General features: G+C 41.6%; 19 protein-coding genes. 9 read left to right on the top strand and 10 right to left on the bottom strand.

Annotated features, from left to right (window positions below; translation table 11 throughout):
• Positions 1-104 precede the first annotated feature (104 nt).
• The gene (locus U5907_03060; protein ID WRQ33634.1) at positions 105-1,415 is read left to right on the top strand and encodes a TonB-dependent receptor plug domain-containing protein; all 1,311 of its coding nucleotides are present in this window, start codon (positions 105-107) and stop codon (positions 1,413-1,415) included.
• Positions 1,416-1,430: 15 nt separating this feature from the next.
• On the opposite strand, the gene U5907_03055 is transcribed toward U5907_03060, so the two are convergent.
• Positions 1,431-2,405 (bottom strand): BF3164 family lipoprotein, encoded by a 975-nt coding sequence (locus U5907_03055; GenBank protein WRQ33633.1) that lies wholly within the window; start codon positions 2,403-2,405, stop codon positions 1,431-1,433.
• 313 nt (positions 2,406-2,718) lie between these two features.
• Here U5907_03055 and U5907_03050 point away from each other — a divergent pair, with 313 nt between their 5' ends.
• Positions 2,719-3,675: a nitrilase family protein gene (locus U5907_03050; GenBank protein WRQ33632.1), complete on the top strand. Its 957-nt coding sequence runs from the start codon at positions 2,719-2,721 to the stop codon at positions 3,673-3,675.
• 48 nt (positions 3,676-3,723) lie between these two features.
• On the opposite strand, the gene U5907_03045 is transcribed toward U5907_03050, so the two are convergent.
• The 7 genes from U5907_03045 to U5907_03015 are packed head-to-tail and all read right to left on the bottom strand — an operon-like array spanning position 3,724 to position 9,354.
• Entirely contained in the window at positions 3,724-5,076 is a 1,353-nt protein-coding gene (locus U5907_03045) for a dipeptidase (protein WRQ33631.1), read from the bottom strand.
• Between the two features lie 7 nt (positions 5,077-5,083).
• Positions 5,084-5,548: a hypothetical protein gene (locus tag U5907_03040; protein WRQ33630.1), complete on the bottom strand. Its 465-nt coding sequence runs from the start codon at positions 5,546-5,548 to the stop codon at positions 5,084-5,086.
• A 1-nt stretch (position 5,549) separates the two neighbouring features.
• Positions 5,550-6,344 (bottom strand): deoxyribose-phosphate aldolase, encoded by a 795-nt coding sequence (deoC, locus tag U5907_03035; protein WRQ33629.1) that lies wholly within the window; start codon positions 6,342-6,344, stop codon positions 5,550-5,552.
• Complete coding sequence (dtd, locus tag U5907_03030) at positions 6,331-6,801, bottom strand: D-aminoacyl-tRNA deacylase (GenBank protein ID WRQ33628.1); 471 nt, start codon at positions 6,799-6,801, stop codon at positions 6,331-6,333. The genes deoC and dtd overlap by 14 nt, the downstream gene beginning before the upstream one ends.
• A gap of 2 nt (positions 6,802-6,803) precedes the next feature.
• The gene (locus tag U5907_03025; protein WRQ33627.1) at positions 6,804-7,580 is read right to left on the bottom strand and encodes a radical SAM protein; all 777 of its coding nucleotides are present in this window, start codon (positions 7,578-7,580) and stop codon (positions 6,804-6,806) included.
• 12 nt (positions 7,581-7,592) lie between these two features.
• Positions 7,593-8,795, bottom strand: a complete 1,203-nt coding sequence (locus tag U5907_03020; protein ID WRQ33626.1) for an amidohydrolase family protein — start codon at positions 8,793-8,795, stop codon at positions 7,593-7,595.
• Positions 8,719-9,354, bottom strand: coding sequence for a DUF4296 domain-containing protein (locus U5907_03015; protein ID WRQ33625.1), 636 nt, complete (start codon positions 9,352-9,354; stop codon positions 8,719-8,721). The genes U5907_03020 and U5907_03015 overlap by 77 nt, the downstream gene beginning before the upstream one ends.
• 84 nt (positions 9,355-9,438) lie before the next feature.
• Between U5907_03015 and purD the strand changes: the two genes are divergently transcribed.
• Together purD and U5907_03005 are read left to right on the top strand one after the other, a co-directional pair.
• Positions 9,439-10,722 (top strand): phosphoribosylamine--glycine ligase, encoded by a 1,284-nt coding sequence (purD, locus tag U5907_03010; protein WRQ33624.1) that lies wholly within the window; start codon positions 9,439-9,441, stop codon positions 10,720-10,722.
• 1 nt (position 10,723) lies between these two features.
• A complete protein-coding gene (locus U5907_03005; protein ID WRQ33623.1) occupies positions 10,724-11,707 on the top strand; it encodes a DUF6427 family protein in 984 nt (327 codons plus the stop codon).
• An 8-nt stretch (positions 11,708-11,715) separates the two neighbouring features.
• Here the strand turns inward: U5907_03005 and U5907_03000 are convergent, their stop codons facing one another.
• Positions 11,716-12,915 (bottom strand): pyridoxal phosphate-dependent aminotransferase, encoded by a 1,200-nt coding sequence (locus U5907_03000; protein WRQ33622.1) that lies wholly within the window; start codon positions 12,913-12,915, stop codon positions 11,716-11,718.
• Between the two features lie 19 nt (positions 12,916-12,934).
• Entirely contained in the window at positions 12,935-14,395 is a 1,461-nt protein-coding gene (gene dacB, locus U5907_02995) for a D-alanyl-D-alanine carboxypeptidase/D-alanyl-D-alanine-endopeptidase (protein WRQ33621.1), read from the bottom strand.
• A 104-nt stretch (positions 14,396-14,499) separates the two neighbouring features.
• On the opposite strand from dacB, the gene U5907_02990 reads away from it, so the two are divergent.
• The 5 genes from U5907_02990 to U5907_02970 are packed head-to-tail and all read left to right on the top strand — an operon-like array spanning position 14,500 to position 21,012.
• Positions 14,500-16,686: a glutamine synthetase III gene (locus U5907_02990; GenBank protein WRQ33620.1), complete on the top strand. Its 2,187-nt coding sequence runs from the start codon at positions 14,500-14,502 to the stop codon at positions 16,684-16,686.
• Positions 16,687-16,704: 18 nt separating this feature from the next.
• A complete protein-coding gene (locus tag U5907_02985) occupies positions 16,705-17,892 on the top strand; it encodes an AIR synthase related protein (GenBank protein ID WRQ33619.1) in 1,188 nt (395 codons plus the stop codon).
• Complete coding sequence (locus U5907_02980; protein WRQ33618.1) at positions 17,867-19,225, top strand: hypothetical protein; 1,359 nt, start codon at positions 17,867-17,869, stop codon at positions 19,223-19,225. The genes U5907_02985 and U5907_02980 overlap by 26 nt, the downstream gene beginning before the upstream one ends.
• Complete coding sequence (locus tag U5907_02975) at positions 19,215-19,835, top strand: 3'-5' exonuclease (GenBank protein ID WRQ33617.1); 621 nt, start codon at positions 19,215-19,217, stop codon at positions 19,833-19,835. Before U5907_02980 ends, U5907_02975 begins: the two co-directional genes overlap by 11 nt.
• Positions 19,813-21,012 (top strand): class I SAM-dependent rRNA methyltransferase, encoded by a 1,200-nt coding sequence (locus U5907_02970; protein WRQ33616.1) that lies wholly within the window; start codon positions 19,813-19,815, stop codon positions 21,010-21,012. Before U5907_02975 ends, U5907_02970 begins: the two co-directional genes overlap by 23 nt.
• Positions 21,013-21,024 lie beyond the last annotated feature (12 nt).

The raw sequence follows: 21,024 nt of genomic DNA, 5'->3' as shown, positions 1-21,024 counted from the left end.
GAATATCAAGTGTTTGACACTTTTCCTCTGAGGCAAAATCTGTGTGCGATTAGTGCTATCTATAACATTTTTGTTTAAATTGCATAAACTTTAAAAAACCGTAAGTGAAAGCTATATGCTTAATTGCCTCTACTGTATTTTCCATTGTTGTAAATACTCTCACTGCAAAGGAGGTTCTCACTCTTGAGCTAAACAGAGCATACTATATTCCCGGAGATACAATAAGGTTTAAAGCCTCTGTTTATGATAGCGATGCCGGTCTTTCTAATATCAGAAGCAACTATATCTATGTAGAGCTTCTGAAAGATAGTGTCATAACAAGAGTGAAGATTAAGAGGGATGAAGATGGGTTTAGCGGATATTTTCCTTTCAGGGGAGATTTGCCGTATGGTGATTATATTTTGAGAGCTTACACCCGGTATATGTTAAACGAACCAACGGAAGATCTGTTTTTTACCAAAATAAGTATAATTAAGCCGAATGAACCATTTACTCCGGGGAGGAGCACTTTTTCCATTGCTGATTATACTACAAATAAGTCAATTGAAGAGAATAAACCAAAATCCTATTTGAAAGAGTCTTCCCACTATATTGAGGGGTGGGTAGAAAATGCTTCAGGCAAAAGAGTTGACAGTTATATTCTGGATGTTTTCTCTCCTCAGACCGGTTTTACCAGGCAGGCTATTGTGGAGAATAATCCATTCAATTTCCTGATTACGGAACTGGATACTCCTGAAGGGACTCAGTATATTATCAAGGCTACTGACCTGAGCGGCAAAAAGAGATATTATCCGGTTTGTCTGCCAGAGACTTTTGCGCCCTATTATGATTATTTGTCTCTTTATAGTAATGAATCGGGAAATATTACAGAGAGATCAGACAATTCATCTCCGGTAATCCTGTATGACACATCGGGAGTTATAAAACTGGATGCAGTGAAGATTATTGTTGACAGAAAACAGATTAACGGACTATACAGACCAAAGATTAACCCCTCTCCATTTGGAAACGCCTTTGAGAGGAGAAGCGTAAAGGAGCGGGAGGATTTGAAGAGAGATGACCACAAATCTGTTTTGGAATACATTGTTGCAAATTACCCCTCTTTTTTTGCATTTAATGATTATCTATATTCAAGGAGATCAATTACTACAAAGGGAAGTGGTGGCTCTCCATCATATAATAAAACAATCATCTATGTTGACGGTGTCAGATATAATGATGATGATCTGGAGTTCCCTGCGCTAAAAGGGATGGATGTAAGAGATGTTGAGACTCTGATTGTCCTAAACGGCAATGACGGGCTCCTTTACAAATCGCTCTCCGGTGTTGTCTTGATCTCAACCAGAAGATACCGCCCCGGCGACTCAAACTCCCGTCCCAATTTATTTATATATACACCTCTTGGATATCAGTGATATTCAATTATCCACCTAGGATAGTCCCTTGAGTTTGTACACAACTAGAAAATTCTTTAGCTCAGAGTATCTGTCAATTGTTCCATACAGAGTGAATGTACTCTCATCAACAACAAAGCGGGATGGGCTTATTCCATCAAATATATATTTTGCAACAGGATTGCCATCCAAATCGTAAACCTCCAGTGTCGTTCCGCTAAATGTCTTCCTGTGCTCTTTCCAGGATTTTCCAAAAAATACTGTGTAAAAATATCTCTTACCAAAATAGCCATAAACATAGGTGGCTTTTACATCATCTTCATTTTCCGTTGTTATATCAACAGCATCATCAAACTTATAATTAATGCTTCTTATGAGTTTAAAGTTAGTATCCAGAAAGTCAATCTTCTTTTTCCAGCCATAACACAGAGCAATACGACTCTCATTCGCATATACTCTTCCCATATCGGGATCTGCATATTGGTCAAATATATCAGGATTCCTATATTGTTTAACCATTATTGGACCTTTTTTGTTTATAGACATAAGCCACAAACTGGGAGCCTGATATTCTGCATCAAGTGCATATAATGTGTCGTTTATGAAAGCCGCCGGAAACATATTGTCTACCGAATCGCTGTAATTTCTTCTCTCTTTCAAATTGAAAACACCATCTTTGTTAATCCCAAATCTGTAAATTACTCTTCTTATATCATCACTAATCAATATATCTCCACTCTGTACATTATGGAGTATCGGGAGAATGAACTCACCAATTTTGTATTTCCATGGGGTTGAACTCTCTTTCAATTCTTCTCCCTTAACACCAAAGATGTTTACAAGTTTTCTTTCAGAAAGATTGTAAAAGTGAAAGATGCTATCCTCCTTCTTAGAGTTCAATAAAACTAAAAAAGGTTGCTTAACCTCAATCATAAAAGGATCTACAGAGCCCTCCAATGGCATCAGCTCCTGAGTTACTCTCTCCTCAATAGGAAATTTCGATTCTCTCATATTGCAAGATTGAATAACGAAAAATCCGAGGAGTAATAATACTGATATTCTCATTTTATGAAAATTAATTGTTTCTATACCTAGCTAACGAATATAGTGAAAATTATTTTCAAATGTAGTTCTTAATGACAATAATACTTACACCTCCTGGATGTTGTTAACATTCATCTAAATATAAGCTTTGTACTCCTTCTGCAAACTGCCTCTGCAGATACCTCGCGCCCGAGGAGGGAGGGGACCCCGTTTACGGGGAGGCGTATATGCAGAGGCAGTTTGCAGAAGGAGTTAGAATATTCACTATTTTTGATCAACTATGAAGAGTGTAAAAATATCCACAGTCCAGTTTGAAAATCGCTCCGGCGATAAAGAGTATAACCTGGGAGTTATTGAAAAATTTGCTGCAAAAGCGGCAGCTGAAGGGGCCGATGCAGTAGCTTTTCACGAATGTTCTGTGACAGGCTATACTTTTGCCAGAAACCTTTCTCACTCGGAGATGTACGAAATCTCGAAGCCAATTCCTGACGGCCCTTCTGTTAATCGGCTTAAAGAAATTTCTGCAAAGTACGGGATAGCTGTGCTGGCAGGTCTGTTTGAACGTGATGAGGTGAACGATATTTATAAGGCTTATGTGTGTGTAGATGGAGGAGAGGTGGTTGCAAACCACAGAAAGCTGCATCCCTTTATTAATCCTGCTATCAAACCTGGAAACTCCTTTACAATTTTCAAACTGCGAGGATGGAAGTGCGGGATTCTTATCTGTTATGATAATAATGTGGTGGAGAATGTGCGTGCTACCAAACTGCTTGGTGCCGATCTGATTTTTATGCCTCACGTGACTATGTGTACCCCTTCATCAAGGCCCGGATCGGGGTTTGTAGATGCAACCCTTTGGACGGATAGGGTGGGGAATGCCGAAATTCTCAGGAGAGAGTTTGACGGTCCCAAAGGTAGGGAGTGGCTGATGCGATGGCTCCCCTCAAGGGCGCATGACAACGCCATCTATGCAGTTTTTTCTAATCCCATAGGAATGGATGACGACCAGTTAAAAAATGGTTGTTCAATGATACTGGACCCATACGGAGAGGTTATTGCAGAGTGCCGTGAACTTGGTGATACAATGGTCACCGCTGAGTTGACATCTGATAAGCTTACTCTTGCAGGTGGTTATCGATATACTAAAGCAAGGCGACCGGAACTCTATTCTGAAATTATTGGTAAAGACCATACTTCAGAACAGAAGGTAGCCTGGATGGAGCAAAAAAAAGGCTAACCAATACTTTTGGTCAGCCTCTTTGCTTATGTAATATACTATGAGGATCTATTCAGTATAGTACTTATAAAACAAACCTATTGACTCAATTCCCTTGTAGAACTGGCTCAGCAGATAGCTCTCGTTTGGCGAGTGGATTACATCTCTCTCAAGGCCGAATCCCATTAGTAGTGGGTTAGCATTCAGAATCTGCTGAAGGTCTGCAAGAACAGGTATACTTCCGCCACCACGATTAGGAACCGGCTCAATGCCGTAAACTTCGTGAATAGCTCTGTGGGCAGATTTGTATACATTTGAAGATATAGGGCAGAGGAAGCCCTGACCACCATGGTGAGGTGTAACCTTAACCTTAACACCTTTTGGAGCCAGAGTCATAAAGTGCTCTTCAAAGAGTTTTGCAATCTTTTTATTGTCCTGGTTAGGGACAATTCTCATGGAAATCTTTGCAAATGCTTTTGATGGAAGCACTGTCTTGGCACCTTCGCCGGTGTATCCTCCCCAGATTCCATTTACATCAAGGCATGGGCGGATTCCTGTGCGCTCCATTGTTGAGTATCCGGCCTCTCCGGTAACGGCATCAATATCCAGGAACTCCATGTACTCCTTCTCATCAAATGGTGCTCTTGCAAGCATCTCGCGCTCCTCTTTAGTGAGTTCAACAACATCATCGTAAAATCCTTTGATTGTAATTCGGCCCTTGTCGTCAATAAGCTTATCTATCATTCCGGCAAGTACGTTAATAGGATTTGCTATTGCGCCGCCGTAGTGACCTGAATGAAGATCTTTGTTAGGACCGGTAACCTCAACCTCCATGTAGGCAAGCCCTCTCATGCCTACATTTATTGAAGGAATCTTTTCATCAATCATAGTTGTGTCAGATACAAGAATATCATCACATGCAAGCATATCTTTATGAGCTTCTGCCCACTCAGGAAGGCTTGGTGAACCAATCTCCTCTTCCCCATCAATGATGAATTTTACGTTACACTTGAGTTGATTTGTCTTTACAAGGTATTCAAAAGCCTTAACGTGCATAAATCCTTGTCCTTTATCATCATTTGCACCTCTTGCATAGATTGCCCCATCTCTTATCTCCGGCTCAAAAGGAGGGGTTTTCCACAGGTTAACAGGATCTGCGGGCTGAACATCATAGTGAGCATAAACCAATATAGTAGGGAGCTTTTTGTCAATTATCTTCTCTGCAAATACAACAGGGTGTCCTTTGGTAGGGTATACCTGAGCTCTTTCGCATCCGGCTGCAAGGAGAAATTCTGCATATTTCGCAGCTGCTTTTTCCATATCCGGTTTGTGAGCGGCCATAGAACTAACAGATGGTATTCTCAGGAGCTCAAAAAGTTCTGAGAGAAATCTCTCTTTGTTCCGGTCAATGTAATTTTTCATATTTGTTTTATTTGATAATGTATCTTACTGTAAATCCCAGGTTTGGTACTTTTAATCCTGAATTTGATATCAGCTGGATTTTTGGATTCCAGTCTGCTGAGAGAGCGAGGGGGATATTATTGAATTTGTATTCAACACCTCCAATAAAATCAATCCCTATCATAAACTGTTTGCTGTACAGTCCGGCAACATGGACCCCTGCGGAGGCACCTGCCCCTGCGTATACATAGAGACCGTCAACATTTACATCAAAATGGTACTCATACAGTCCTGTAGCTTTGATTTTCATCTCATCTTGTTTAACAATATCAACATCCAAGATAGCTTCAAGTGCTCCTGGCTGGCTTATAAAGTGCTTAATACTGGCTCCCAGGCTTGTTCCTGTTCTGAGACCGATTGCTGTTTTGTAGTTCTGTGAAAAAGCAGCAGTTGAAATTAAAAGCGCTGCTGCAGCTATAATTATTCTTTTCATGTTAAAAATAGTTTACGGTTTTATCTTCAAGTTCAGACAGCAAATTATTTGCCAGTCTGCTTGCTCCAAGGCGAAAATAGTGCGGATTCAGCCACTCTTTACCAAGAATTGAATCTACGATTGCATAATATTTAACAGCATCTTCAGGAGTAACTATCCCTCCGGCAGGCTTGAATCCCACCATTCTTCCTGTTTTTTTATGATACTCTTTAATGGCTCTGCACATTGCCTCAGCTGCCTGAGGAGTTGCTGCAGGCTCCATTTTTCCGGTGGAGGTTTTAATAAAGTCTGCTCCGGCTTCCATTGCAAGCATTGAGGCAACCTCTATTTGCTCAATAGTAAGGGCTCCTGTCTCCAGAATAACTTTTAAATGTGCATCCCCGCAAGCCTTTTTAAGCTCTCTGATCTCCTTTGAGGCCTCCTCCATATCTCCGGCAAGAAAATGGCTTAGAGCAAGTACAATATCCACTTCGTCAGCACCCTGCTCAACGGCAATTCTGCACTCCTCTGCCTTTACAGAGAGAAAACTTTGTGAGCTGGGGAAAACACCACCAACAACAGCAATTTTTACCCCTTTAGCAGTGAGCTTCTGTTTAACTGCAGAGGCAAAGTTAGGGTAAACACAAATTGCTGCCACATTTGAATATTTATTCCAGTTATCAGAAAATGAGTTCACCTTATCCACCATTTTCTCAATTTTCTCTTTTGTGTCTGTTGAATTGAGGGAGGTTAGGTCTATCAGCCCCAAACAGGCCGATAGTACATCTCTGTTATTCCATTTTTCAAATGCTTCCATTTTTGTTTAAATTCTCTTTAGTGTCTATTATTATTGTTACAGGTCCGTCATTGACCAGTCTTACCTTCATCTCTGCTCCAAATATACCGGTTTTTACCTCTTTTCCCAACTCAACGGAGATATTATTTACAACATATTCGTATAGTGGAATAGCTTTTTCCGGTCTTGCAGCCCTGATGTATGATGGTCTGTTACCTTTGCGGGTTAAGGCATGGAGTGTAAATTGACTTACGAGCAGGACTTCACCCTGAATATCCTTTAGTGATAAATTCATAACACCATCTGCATCATCAAAAATTCTAAGTGAGGGGATCTTTTTTATCAGATAGTCTGCATCTTCAAAAGTATCCTCCTCCTCAATTCCAAGGAGAATCATCAGCCCCTTTCCGATGCTACCGGCAAGTTTGTTATTTGCATCAACCGATGCCTCCTCAACTCTTTGTATAACAACTCTCATGTTTAACCGCTTATGGTGATTTTAAACCCAAGACTTTTAAGTGGGGCTGCTATCTGTTCCATCTCTTCAACTGAAACTTTTGAGAGATTTTTAGCGGGAGTCTCCCTGTCAATGGTGTAAATCATTATCTCTCTCGGCTCCAGTTCAATAGCAAGCTTTCGCCAGGCAGAGACCTCTTGAGGCGTAGTATTGTCTATAACAACCCCTTCGTGCTCTCCTCTGAGGAACATTGTTTGTAAAACAAACTTACCTTTGTATGGTTCAAGGTTTTTGACCATTTCAGCAACGCTGTATTTGTACTGAGGTCTGTCAATATCAATAACTGTCTGATCAAAGGCAGAATCAAGCTTAATTATAGCATTGTCAACACTTAAAAGAGCCTCTTTTACCTGAGGAATATGAATCCTGCTACCGTTGGTAAGAACTGATACTTTAGCCAGCGGAAAGAGTTTTCTTCTAAGCCTCAGGGCCTCACTGATTATTGACGGAAACTGCGGATGAACAGTGGGCTCACCATTTCCGGAGAATGTTATAGTATCAATTCTCTCATTTAGATTCCTTATCTCTGTTAGTTTAGATTCAAGGGCTTCACAGAACTCCTCGTAAGTGGGGAGTCTGTTATCCCCTTTACCATCTGAGTTGAATCCGCATTCGCAGTAAAGACAATCAAAACTACACACCTTACCATGTCTGGGCAGCAGGTTAACACCCAGCGAAGATCCAAGTCTTCTGCTGTGAATGGGGCCAAAAACAATCTGATCAAATAAAATTGTAGCCATTTCTGTAATTATTTAAGCCAATCTTCTGCTGGTGCTCTCAGGCAGCAGTCTGAAGTTTTCAATTTCCAAATTTTCCAGTAGTACTATTCCGGGTCTCTTGCCTGTTTCAATGGAGCCCAACTCACTCTCCTTTCCAAGGAATTTTGCTCCGTTAATAGTTGCCCATCCAATAATCTCATTCAGGGGAACAGAGGGAAAATATCTCTGAATAATTTTCATCTCTTCTATCATTGAGAGTACTCTATTGCTTGACAGGCTGTCTGTTCCAAGTGTAATAGCTGCCTTTTCCCGTCTCAACATCTCTACAGGAGGCAATGCCTTATGGATAAAAATATTTGAGAGAGGACAGAGAGCCCAGAAAGGGTTGCTGAAAGTTTTAGTTGCAAGTTCTATGCTGTTTTTGTCTGTAAAGGTATTATGGACAAAGAGGGCATTCCCCTCAATTTTTTCTCCCGGTATTCTATTCTCCCCTTTTCCCCTGATTACATCAATAAAATAGCTCATCGGCCCCTCCGGATTTATCTCCGGAGTACTCATTCCCCGGCTTTTGTAGTCATCTGCCAGAGGCCCTTTTCCTCTTCTGATAAGCTCCTCCTCTTCCCAACTCTCCTGGTTGTGATAGGAGATATACCCCGAATCCAATGCTGCTATTGAAGATCTTCTTAATAACTCCCTGCTCATAGTATAGCATGAGTGAGGAGATGGAGAGGCATCAATTCCGCAGGAGAGAGCCGTGCTTAATAGCTCTTCAAGCCCCTTCATTATATTTGTCGCATCTCCGGACTCTGAGCCAAATACCTCAAGAAAGGATCTTGTATACACGGGAGAGGATGCTTTAACGCCAAAACTCTCGTCACAATTGGAAATATCGGCAACAGCAGATACTCCCTCTTTGTGCATTTTATCCATTTGGGCCTTTATTGCCTCTACTCTTCTCTCTTTTGGGGAACTCTCTCTCTGAACTCGGATCTGCTTAATAAATCCTGCCATTCCGGACTCCTGCGAAAAAACCCCCTCAAGGTGAGAGAGCTCTATATGGCAATGGGAGTTAACAAATCCGGGAATAATAACTCCTTCATAAAATTCTGTGCAGTCGCTCTCTTGTTCCAGAGCCCCTGTCTCTATTATTGTGCCGTCGTCATCCAGCTTTACGAACCCTTTCGGGAGCAGATTCAAGTTTGAGGTCAACAGGTATTTTGCGGCGATCGTTCTCATATAAAAAAAATGGTTTTGTTTTGAGCCTGATATTCTCTTTCCACCAATGGAAAGAGACAGGCGAATCGTATCTGACTGCAGAGGTGTCCGGAGCAGCCCTTTCCCAGGCTTCGTCCATTTCAGGGAAGAGTATCCATCTCAGGGATCTGACTCCCGCATCTCTCTCCTCGTCCGGTTTTAAGTCAATGAGTTGTGTAGAGATTACAATTCTAAGTGAATCTACTCTTCTTACATCTGAAAGCCTTTTATTTACTCTTTCCAGCTCCTTCTGAAGCAAATTTTGTGCGTCGGTATATATAGTTCTGAGTTTTGAGGGGCGCTCTACATAGTAAGATATGGTTCTGAGGTAATCCTCCGTATCATATCCGTATTTGTTTAATATTGGTTCATAAATAAGAAGAGAATCAGCCCCCTCGGATAACTCCATATTGCTGCTCATGTATTTGTCAGACAGATATATCTCAGAAACTATCCGGGTCATTTTTCCGCGCGGAATCAATCCTCCGTCGCAAGAGGAGAGCAGTAGCACCGAGGCCAGTAATACTAATGGTAGTTTCATTTACGGGATAATCTGACAAAATGCAAAGTTAATTTTTATTATTATTTTTGCCTAATATTCCTTTAAATGCAATCCATATATAATATGAAGAGAGTCCTTGTTTTAGGTTCCGGAGGAAGAGAGCACGCCTTTGTTTATGCCCTTTCTAAAAGTCCGCTTCTGGACAAATTGTATTGCGCCCCCGGAAATCCCGGAACTGCATTACTGGCTGAAAATGTCCCTTTGAAAATATCAGATTTTAAAGCTATTGCATCTCTGATTAAAGATGAAAATATTGATATTGTTGTTGTGGGTCCTGAAAATCCCCTGGTTGACGGGCTGAGAGACTATCTTGAGGAAGAGGGGATGCTGGAGAGAACAATTTTTGTTGGTCCCGGCAGGGATGGAGCACAACTTGAGGGTAGCAAGGAGTTTGCAAAGGAGTTTATGAAAAGGTGGTCTGTTCCAACAGCAGCTTACAACACATACAGCAAGGAGGAAATTGGTGATGCTTTTAATTTTCTTGAAACCCTCTCTCCCCCTTATGTTCTCAAAGCCGATGGTCTTGCTGCCGGCAAAGGTGTCGTTATTCCGGAGACAATAGAGGAGGCAAGGCGTGAACTTAGCGAGATGATGAACGGGAAGTTTGGTAAGGCGGGTGATAGAGTGGTTATTGAGGAGTTTCTGAAAGGTATAGAACTTTCGGTTTTTGTCCTGACAGATGGAAAAAACTACCTTATGCTCCCCTCTGCCAAGGATTATAAAAGAGTGGGCGAGGGGGATAAAGGTGCAAACACAGGTGGAATGGGTGCAGTATCTCCTGTCCCTTTTGCAAACGATGCATTTATGAAAAAGGTGGAGGAGAGGATTGTCAAACCCACGCTTAAAGGTCTCTCTGAAGAGGGGATAAATTATTGTGGTTTTATTTTTATAGGTTTGATGAACTGTAAAGGAGATCCTTATGTAATTGAATATAATGTAAGGATGGGGGATCCTGAAACCGAGGCGGTCTTACCTAGAATTAAAAGTGATCTGCTTGCACACTTTATCGCTATGGGTGAGGGGAAACTTAACAGTGAGAAGATTGAAATTTCTGAGGAGAGTTCTCTTGCTGTGGTTACAGTGTCAGGTGGTTATCCTGAGGATTACAGAAAAGGGGTGGCAATATCAATTGAAGATGGAATTTCATCAACACTTTTCCATTCAGGTACTGCTCTTGAAAACGGAGCTCTTGTTACTTCCGGAGGAAGGGTAATGGTTGTGTCGGCATTGGGAGGAGAGATCAGATCGGCCTCTGAGAATGCATACAGAGATGTTAAAAAGATATCTTTTGAAGGGATGTATTACAGAAGGGATTTGGGTGAGGATCTGCTGAAATACAGAGATTGATATGAATAAAAGAGGTAAGAGGTATTCAGTAATACTTAACCCGGCTGTTCTTCTTGTGCTGTTGATTGCATCCTGGATATCTGCCGGATTTATTTCAGTCCCTTATACAGGTGGGGAGTGGATTCCTGCTGTTATCTCTTTTGCTGATATCTCTCAAATGGGAGAGTCTCTCTCAAGATATATAGCGACTATGCTTCTGATTGCAAATGCAATCTCTTTATATGCTATTGGTCTGAAGCGTCTTACAACCGGTGCAAATAAATTTTTGCTTCCGGTAATATATCTGCTCTTTGTGATGATTTCCCCGGCCTCCTTAAAATTCTCCGGGGCAGCAGCTGCAGCTCCCCTGGTTTTGTGGTCTCTTTACTTTAGTGTATCATCAAAGCAAAGCGATTTACATTTCTTTATTTCCGGTTTCCTTGCTTCAATAGCTGCTCTCTTTGAACCTACACTTGGTCTTCTGGTTTTATTGGCTGTTTCAGTGGCTTTTTATTCAAGGGGAGTTAACGCAAGATCACTGGTAATGATGCTTACTTCAGTTTTTTTGCCATTGATATTTGTGATTTCAATCAGGCATCTGCTTTTTGACGATGCACTCCTCTTTGCAGAGCTCTATTTTGAGGAGTTTATAAATATATCTCCGCTGGAGTTTACCATAAAGAGTTTTGCTGATCTGGTGCTCTATGTTGCGATAAGTATTGTTCTTATATCTGCCATATGGCACATATTCCAGAAAATGAGAGGCTACAAGATAGAGAAGGCAAGAGCAATCTCCAGATTTACACTTATGTTACTGACAATTATTATTGTAGTCTTCCTGTTCCCGGTAAATTCACTCTCAATTGCACCGGTTATCTCAATTCCTGTTTCTGTAGTAATTAATGAGTATCTTCTTAATTATGATAAAAGCAACAAGCATAAGATTCAGTGGATTATCCTACTTGCACTTATGCTTGTTGCCAGAATATCGGAAATTATCCGCTAGAGAGTTTTCTATAACTTTCTGCCCGGATACTGTTTTAATGCAACTTCAAGACACTCCATTGCAGCTTTAAGGTCTTCAATTTTAAGAACATATGCAATTCTCACCTCGTTTGTTCCTCTGCCTGGTGTAGCATAGAAACCGGCAGCAGGTGCAACCATAACAGTTTGTTTATTGTATTCAAACTCCTCAAGTAGCCACTGAGCAAATTTATCACTATCGTCAACAGGAAGTTTTGCAACTGCATAAAAGGCTCCCATAGGTTTTGGACAGAATACACCCTCCATCTTGTTCAGGGCTTCTATAAGAACATCTCTCCTTTTCATATATTCGTCCCTGACTGCTTTGAAATACTCGGGAGGAGTGGCAAGTGCTCCCTCAGCTGCAATTTGTCCGTAAGCAGGAGAGCAGAGTCTTGCCTGAGCAAACTTCAGAACGCCGTTCATCACCTCTTTGTTTTTTGAAACAATGCAGCCGATTCTTACGCCGCAGAGGCTATATCTCTTTGATACGGAGTCAAGCAAAATTACATTTTGCTCAAGACCCTCAAGGTGCATTGCAGAGAAGTGAGGTTCGTCTGTGTAACAGAACTCTCTGTAAACCTCATCTGAATAAAGGAATAACTGATGTTTCTTTACTATTTCACCAAGTTTGATAATGGTCTCTTTGGTGTAGAGAGATCCTGTAGGGTTGCCGGGATTACAAAGTATGATACCTTTTGTTCTTGGAGTTATATATTTTTCAAATTCGCTTACATCAGGGAGTGCAAAACCTGTTTCAATTGAAGTAGATACAGGAACCAGCTTTACATCGTTCTGAAGTGAAAGGGCGTTGTAGTTTGTATAGAATGGCTCCATTACAATAACTTCATCATCCGGATTACAAGTGACAGCAAGAGCAATCTGAAGAGCCTCACTCCCTCCCGTTGTAATATTGATCTCTGATGGAGTTACATCGATATTTATTGACTGGTAGTATTTGGCAAGTCCCTCTCTGTAAGATATTACACCTGCTGAATGAGGATATTCAACAAGTTTAAGCGTGTTGTTTTTTACCGCATCCAGAGCTTCGTTAGGTGAAGCTATGTCCGGCTGGCCGATATTAAGATGATATACCTTAATACCTCTTTTTTTAGCAGCCTCTGAATAGGGAACAAGTTTCCTGATTGGAGAGGCAGGCATAGCCTTAGCTTTATTGGAAATTGTAAGCATTATTATTAGTTTTATATGGTTATTTCACTAGTTCTTTCAAAAAACCCTCAATTTTTGGCTGCATCTGAGCAGTTCTAGCCTGATAATTGTTTGTGAGAATAGCGAAGTAATACATTCCTCCATCTCTTCTCTCTGCATATCCTGCATAGCATCTTACACTTGAAAGCGACCCGCTCTTTGCGTGAAGCCTCGCCTTTTGCTCTGGTGTAGCGTCTTTTATAACATTTTCCAGTGTTCCGGGACCTCCCGGTTGTGGCAAACTGTTAAAAAACACTTCAAAGTTATCGTTTTTTTCTTTCAATTTGGAGAAATAGTTGGAGAAAAATCTTGCAGATACATAGTTTTGCCTTGATAGCCCGCTACCGTCATCCTGTACAAAGCCTCTGTCAGGAAGCCCCATTGAGGAGAGAAGTCTCCTTACCGCAACTGCAGAGGAGTCGTATGATCCGCTTCCTGTGATAACTTTACCTAAAGTCTTGAAAAGGGTCTCTGCGTAAAAATTATTGCTTATCCTGTTGGTAACATTTGCAATTGATGCGAGTGGAGGAGAGAGGGTTTCACCTATAAAATTAATGTTCTCCTCTTTTTCAAGTTTATAACTCTCTGAATCATATACGAGCGGGTTGCTTCTTACTCCCCTTCTCATGAGAAAGAGTCTGAACTCTTCTGCGCAAGCGAGTGCCGGAAATTTACAAGATCCGGTTAAAACTACAGGCTCTCCGCCTAAAGGCAGAGATCCGGAGTATTTCACAACTCTGTCAAGTTCTGTAAGCCTGAGGCTGGTTGAGGGGCGGCTGCTCTGTATTCCTGTTTTGATGTTATTTATAATTTTCATTCCGGGAACAACAGGCCATACAGATACAAATTCTGCATGGTCACCTGTTTTTTCTCCCGGCTTGAATGTAAATTCCTGAAGGTTCTCCATAAATGAGAGGCCGGATGTTCCGCTTCCGTAGTAGGGGCCTAAATTGCTTACTGCCCATCCTCCGGGAACAATTTCATTTGCAAAGAATCTGTCGTCTCCTATTATGTTCCCTTCAATTCTGTTTATTCCTGCAAGTTTTACAGCATCTGCCCAAACTCCAAAAATTGAATCAATGGGATAGGCAACAGTGTCTTTTGAACCAAGAGTGGGGTCACCGCCTCCTACAATATAGAGATCACCTTTAAGTACACCATCTTTTACTATTCCGGTATAACCTATTCTGGTCTTATATCTGTATTCAGGCCCTAATACTTTCAGGGCGAGGCCTGTTGAAATTGTCTTCATTGTTGATGCGGTAAGGAGTGGGTAATCAGGGTTCCAGGAGGCTACCTCTCTCCCTTTTTCGTCCATAACCATTATCCCAACTACTGCGTTGGAAAAGAGGGTGTCTTTTTTTAAATTTTCAATGTATGTTCTTATCCCCTTTTGTGCATAGGAGGTGCCGGTTATGGCGAACATTACCAGAAGTGTTGCAAAAGCTTTAGCAGGTTTCATCTCTTGAGATTTTTTTGTGTGTGGCAAATGTATAAAAATGGGGGAGTGTTTTCAAATTTTAGTTACATTTGCCCGCAAATAACCCCCAACCCCGTCAATATAATATGAGCAGCTTCAGAAAAAGGGCGCTAGACGAGTTTTCTATGCACAAGCCCGAACGATTTTTCGTTGAGAAACAACCGGTTTCAGAATTTTTTGGTAAAAACCTCTTCGATATTGAAAAAATGAGGAGGTATCTTTCAGCAGAGGCCTTTGATGCTGTGCAGGATGCAATTTCAGAAGGAAAAAGAATAGGCCGTGAAGTGGCTAATCAGATTGCTTCCGGAATGAAGGCCTGGGCTGTAGAAAACGGAGCTACTCATTACACCCATTGGTTTCACCCTCTTACTGATGCTACGGCAGAGAAGCATGAGGCTTTTGTAGATCCTTCAAAGAACGGAGGGGTGTTTGAAAATTTCAGAGGTGATGCTCTGGTTCAGCAAGAGCCGGATGCCTCCAGTTTCCCCAATGGTGGTTTGAGAAATACCTTTGAGGCGAGAGGCTACACTGCATGGGACCCAACATCTCCCGCCTTTATTATTGATCAGACTTTATGTATTCCATCAGTATTTGTATCATATACAGGTGAGTCTCTGGATCAGAAGACACCACACCTTAAATCTTTACAGACTCTTGACAAGGCTGCATCTGAATTGCTTGACCTTTTTGATCAGAAGGCCTGCAGGGTAAATGCTGTTCTGGGTATTGAGCAGGAGTATTTTCTGGTGGATGAGGCCCTCTTCAGGGCAAGGCCGGATCTTATGTTGTGCGGCAGAACACTAATCGGCCATACTGCAGCGAAGGATCAGCAACTTGAGGACCACTATTTTGGAGCAATTCCATCAAGGGTTATGTCATTCATGAAGGATTTTGAAACAGAGGCCTACAAACTTGGAGTTGTCCTTAAAACCAGACATAACGAAGTAGCTCCAAATCAGTTTGAATTCGCTCCTTATCACGGTGAGGCAAATCTCTCTGTTGATCAGAATCTTATGATGATGATTCTGATGAGAAAGATTGCAAAAAAACATAAGCTTAAAGTACTGTTTCATGAAAAACCCTTTGCAGGAATTAATGGTTCCGGCAAACACTGCAACTGGTCTCTGGTAACTGACAAAGGGGTTAACCTTCTCTCCCCAGGAAAGACACCGGGTAAAAATCTTCAGTTTTTAAGCTTTTTTGTGTCGGTTATAAAAGCAGTTTATGAACACCACCATCTTCTGATGGCTAGTGTTGCCAGTCTTAACAACTCTCACAGACTCGGGGGAAATGAGGCTCCGCCTGCAGTCATGTCGGTCTTTGTGGGGAGAACACTCTCATCTGTGCTGGACTCAATTGAAAAAATGGTTTCAGATAATATTTCGGCAGAAGAGATTAGCAGCAGCCTTAATGTAGTTGGGAAAATCCCTGAGATTCTTCCGGACAACACAGACAGAAACAGGACATCCCCTTTTGCATTTACCGGCAACAGGTTTGAATTCCGTGCAGTTGGATCATCTGTAAATGTTGCCTCTTCAATGTATATCTTAAATACTGCCGTGGCTCAGCAGCTTATTGTATTTAAAGAGAGGGCCTCAGTAAGGATAAATGGCGGAGCTACTTGTGAAGAGGCTATTCTTGAGACAATAAGAGAGTTTATTGCAGAGTCTGTTCCGGTGAGATTTGAGGGTAACGGATATAGCAAGGAGTGGCAGGAGGAGGCTGCGAGAAGAGGATTAAGGGGTATATCAAATGTTCCTGAGGCATTTAAGGCTTTTCTTGAGAAGGGGAGTATTGCCCTTATGAAGGATATGGATGTGCTCTCAGAGAGAGAGGTGGAGGCCAGGTACGAGGTGATGAACGAGATATATATAAAGAAACTTCAGATTGAGGCAAGGGTGATTGGAGATCTTACCGTAAATCATATAATACCAACCGCAATTAAATTCCAGAATACTTTAATCGATAATGTAAGGGGGATAAAGGATCTTTTTGGTCCTGAAGAGTACAAGGTGATGTCTGAAAGGCAGTTGGTGGCTATAAGAAAGATCTCAGGTTATATTCAGCAGTTGCGTGAGGATTTTCATTATCTTGTTGAGGCGAGGAAGGAGGCCAATAAAATTGAGAGTTATCCTGAAAGGGCAATGATATATTCAAATACGGTTTTACCTTACATGGAGAGTATCAGAAAGATTGTGGATAAACTTGAGATGGTTGTAGATGATGAGCTCTGGCCGTTGCCTAAATACAGAGAGCTCCTCTTTTTAAGATAATTATGTTAATTTTGAAATATGCTCAGAGAAGAGACAGAGGCTAAAAAATATGCAATGAGGGGGGTATCCTCATCAAAATCAGATGTTCACAAGGCAATTGAAAAGATTGACAAGGGCCTGTTTCCTGGTGCTTTTTGTAAAATTGTACCCGATTATCTCACCGGGGATGATGAGTATGCACTTGTAATGCACGCCGATGGTGCAGGGACCAAGAGCTCTCTTGCTTATGCTTACTGGAGGGAGACTGGTGACCTTAGTGTCTGGAGAGGGATTGCACAGGATGCTGTAGTGATGAATACAGATGATCTTATATGTGTGGGAGCAGTAGATGAGATGGTGCTATCTTCAACAATCGGGAGAAATAAAAATAAAATTCCGGGAGAGGTAATTTCTGAAATTATCAAGGGTACAGAAAATTTTGCATCACTTATGGCCTCTTATGGAATTAATATAAGGCTTACCGGAGGAGAGACAGCTGATGTAGGCGATCTGGTAAGGACAGTTATTGTTGATTCTACAGTTTGTGCCAGGATTAAAAGATCTAAGGTTATTGATAATTCAAACATTAAGGCAGGGGATGTTATAGTTGGGCTGGCTTCCTACGGAAAGGCTGTGTACGAGGATGAGTATAACGGAGGAACAGGCAGTAACGGACTGACATCCGCCAGACACGATCTCTTCTCCTCTTATCTGGCAAAATCCTACCCGGAAAGCTATGATGCTGAGATTCCTGAAGAGTATGTTTATACAGGTTCTCTGAAACTGGACGATATTGAGCCGGAGAGCGGAATGACATATGGGAAACTGCTTTTGTCTCCAACAAGAACATATGCGCCTGTTATTAAAGAGATTCTTTTTGCTTCAGGTGAAGAGATTAGCGGAATGGTTCACTGCTCAGGTGGTGGTCAGACAAAGATTCTGCATTTTATTAAAAATTTGTCAGTAATTAAAGATAATATGTTTCCGGTACCTCCTCTTTTCCGTGCGATTCAGAGGGAGTCAAAGACTGAGTGGAAAGAGATGTACAAGGTGTTCAATATGGGGCACAGGATGGAGATTTATACAACTCCCGAGTCTGTTGAGAGGATTATTTCAATTTCTGAAAAATTTGGAATTGAGGCCAGGGTGATAGGAAGGGTAGAGGCATCTGACGAGACTGAAACTACAATAATTTCACAATATGGTACATTCAGGTATGTTAAGTAGAGTTATTACTCTTATTTTAGTTCTGATTTTTGTACTTCCGGCTTGTTCCGGAAAGCGGAACAATCCTGTGGGAATGTTTGATTCAGGCACAGGTGGACTCACAGTGCTTGAGGCATTTCTTACTTTGGATGAGTTTAACAATATAACAGGCGAGCGCGGAGCTGACGGAGTTCTTGACTTTTCTAAAGAGGATTTTGTATTCCTTGCAGATCAGGTCAATATGCCATATGGTATATACAACTCTCAGGGGAAAGGGGAGCTCCTTAAAGAGCTTGTGGTTAATGATGCCAGATTTCTTGCCTCAGATCCTTTTAATTCAAAAATTATTGTAATTGCCTGTAATACAGCTACTGCAAATGCTTTAACTGAGGTTGCCGGATATCTTGACAGTGAGAGAGAGGGGACAAGGGTTATCGGGGTTATTAATGCAGCAGCAGAGGAGCTTTTCTCAGCTTCAGGCGGAGAGAGACTATCGGCAGTGGGTATTATGGCCACGGAGGGGACAATTGCATCCGGAGGTTATGAAAGAACAATAAATGAGATATTCTCAGCCGGCGGCGCTGTGGTTCCTGTAGTGGTGAATCAGGCCGGCTCCGGTTTTGCTGAATCTGTTGATCTTGAAAGGGATTATACAGACCTCTCGGCTTTTGAGCCTAGAGAGAATTACAGAGGGCCGCGTATGGGCGAAGGTGATGGTTTCATTAATTTGAAGCTGCTTGGTGCCTATAATTTTGATAATTCCGGAAATGCTTTACTAACAAAGGTGGAGAATGGCAAAATAGTTGATATTCAGCTTAATTCTTCCGGAAACTATGCAAGATATCATCTTGTATCGCTTCTTGAGAAGTTCAGGACAATGGAATCAGGAGTAAAGCTTGAAAATATCATACTAGGTTGTACTCACTATCCATACCTTTTGGATACAATGAAATTGATGATAACTGAACTGAGAGATTTTAAAGAGGGTAATGTCTATCCATACAGAGATTTGCTGGCTGATGAGGTTAGATTTATTGACCCGTCAAAATATGTTGCTATTGAAACATACGAGGCTCTAAAGGAGTCCGGATTGCTCTCTCAAAGGGGTAATAACGGATCTCTTAAAACTTTTATAAGTTTGCCAAATCCTGCTCTTCCTGCAGATAAACTTGATCCCAGGGGAGGTTTTACATTTGAATTTAAATATGGGAGGGAGCTTGAAGGCTTAAGAGAGACCTATGTAATAAAGGAGCTCTCAAAAGATCTTATCCCGGCTGAGAGCCTTGAAAGAATTGAGAAAAGATTGCCTGCAACATTTGGCATAATGAAACTATCTGATAAAAATGATCTTTAAGAACACAATTTCTCCGGAGGAGATAGAGAAACTAAAAAATGCAGAATTCACCGGAGAGGTGACTATAATAGATAAAAATGACGAATCGTATGAGAGTGCAATTGCATATCTTGCATCTCAGAAGATAATTGGTTTTGACACAGAGACCAAACCTGTTTTTCAGGCTAATGTAAAAAGAAACAGTGTTGCCTTACTACAGCTTGCAAGCGGAACAAGGGCCTTTATATTCAGGCTCACAGAACTGGGAATGCCCGACTCTTTGTGTAAAGTGCTTTCGACGAAAAAAATAATAAAGGTTGGGGCCGCTGTAAATGAAGATATTCGGGGGCTTCAGAGATATACAAAGTTTATTCCCAGGGGATTTGTAGATCTTCAGACCATAGGTAATAACTGGCTTATAAAAGAGAAGAGTGTGAGAAAGATGGCAGCGATAGTACTGGGTGTCAGAGTATCCAAATCTCAGCAGCTCTCTAACTGGGAGGCCGATGTGCTTTCTGATGCGCAGGTTAATTATGCTGCAATTGATGCCTGGGTTTGCAGGCAGATGTATCTGAAATTGCTGAGTACTCCTAAACCGGAAAATGAAGATGAAAAAAAGAGTAATACTTAGAAGGGGAAGAGAGGAGTCCATACTGAGATTCCATCCATGGGTCTTTTCCGGAGCTATTGTCAGGAGTGAGGGTGAGATTGCAGAGGGAGACATTGTTGAGGTTGTATCTGCGGCGGGTGGAACACTTGGTTATGGCCATTTTCAGGTTGGTTCAATTGCTGTAAGAATGCTCTCATTTGGTGAAAATGTACCGGGAAAGAGATTCTGGACAGAGAAACTTAGTGCAGCTTATAGTTTGAGAGTGAGTGCCGGTGTTGTCAGGGTTGATAATACAACATACAGACTTGTCCACGGAGAGGGTGATATGTTGCCGGGTCTTATTGTGGATATATATGGCAAAACTGCTGTAATGCAGGCACACTCTGCAGGGATGTTTCTTGCCAGGGAGGAGATTGCCGAGGCTCTTAGAGTTCTTTACGGAGATAAACTCACAGCGGTATACGATAAAAGTTCTTCAACTGCTCCTTTTAAAGCCTCTCTGGATCTGATGGATCAGTATCTTTATGGAAAGAGGGAGGGTGAAGAGATTGTAAAGGAGAATGGTTTGCTCTTCTCTGTTGACTGGATTCATGGCCAGAAGACAGGATTTTTTCTTGATCAGAGAGACAATCGTGAATTGTTAGGTAAATACTCCTCAGGAAAAAGGGTTCTTAACCTCTTCTGTTATACAGGAGGTTTCTCAATCTACTCCCTGGCTAAAGGTGCAAAATCTGTTGACTCTGTTGACAGCTCTGCAAAAGCTATGAAGATGCTTGAGAGAAATATCGAAATTAACAGAGAGGCAGGATTAATTGACAAAGATATTGTACATAATTCGTTTACAGAAGATGCTATAGACTTTCTAAGGGAATCTTCCGGCAACCGCTATGACCTAATAATTGTTGATCCGCCTGCCTTTGCAAAACACAGAGGCGCTATGCAAAATGCCCTCAGGGCATATCAAAGACTTAATGCAGCTGCGATTTCAAGAGTCGCTCCCGGTGGAATAATATTTACTTACAGCTGCTCTCAGGTTGTTGATAAAATTGCATTTGCCGAGGCTGTTTTTTCTGCTGCGGCTGCTACCGGCAGAGTTGTAAGAATTCTGCACAGACTTACTCAGCCGGCAGATCATCCGGTTAGTATATATCATCCGGAGGGGGAGTACCTTAAAGGATTGGTTCTTTATGTTGAATAAACTGATAAAAGA

It is taken from the genome of Bacteroidales bacterium MB20-C3-3, from assembly GCA_035609245.1.
Taxonomy (GTDB): domain Bacteria; phylum Bacteroidota; class Bacteroidia; order Bacteroidales; family UBA932; genus Bact-08.
This window is presented reverse-complemented; position numbering and strand designations above follow the sequence as displayed.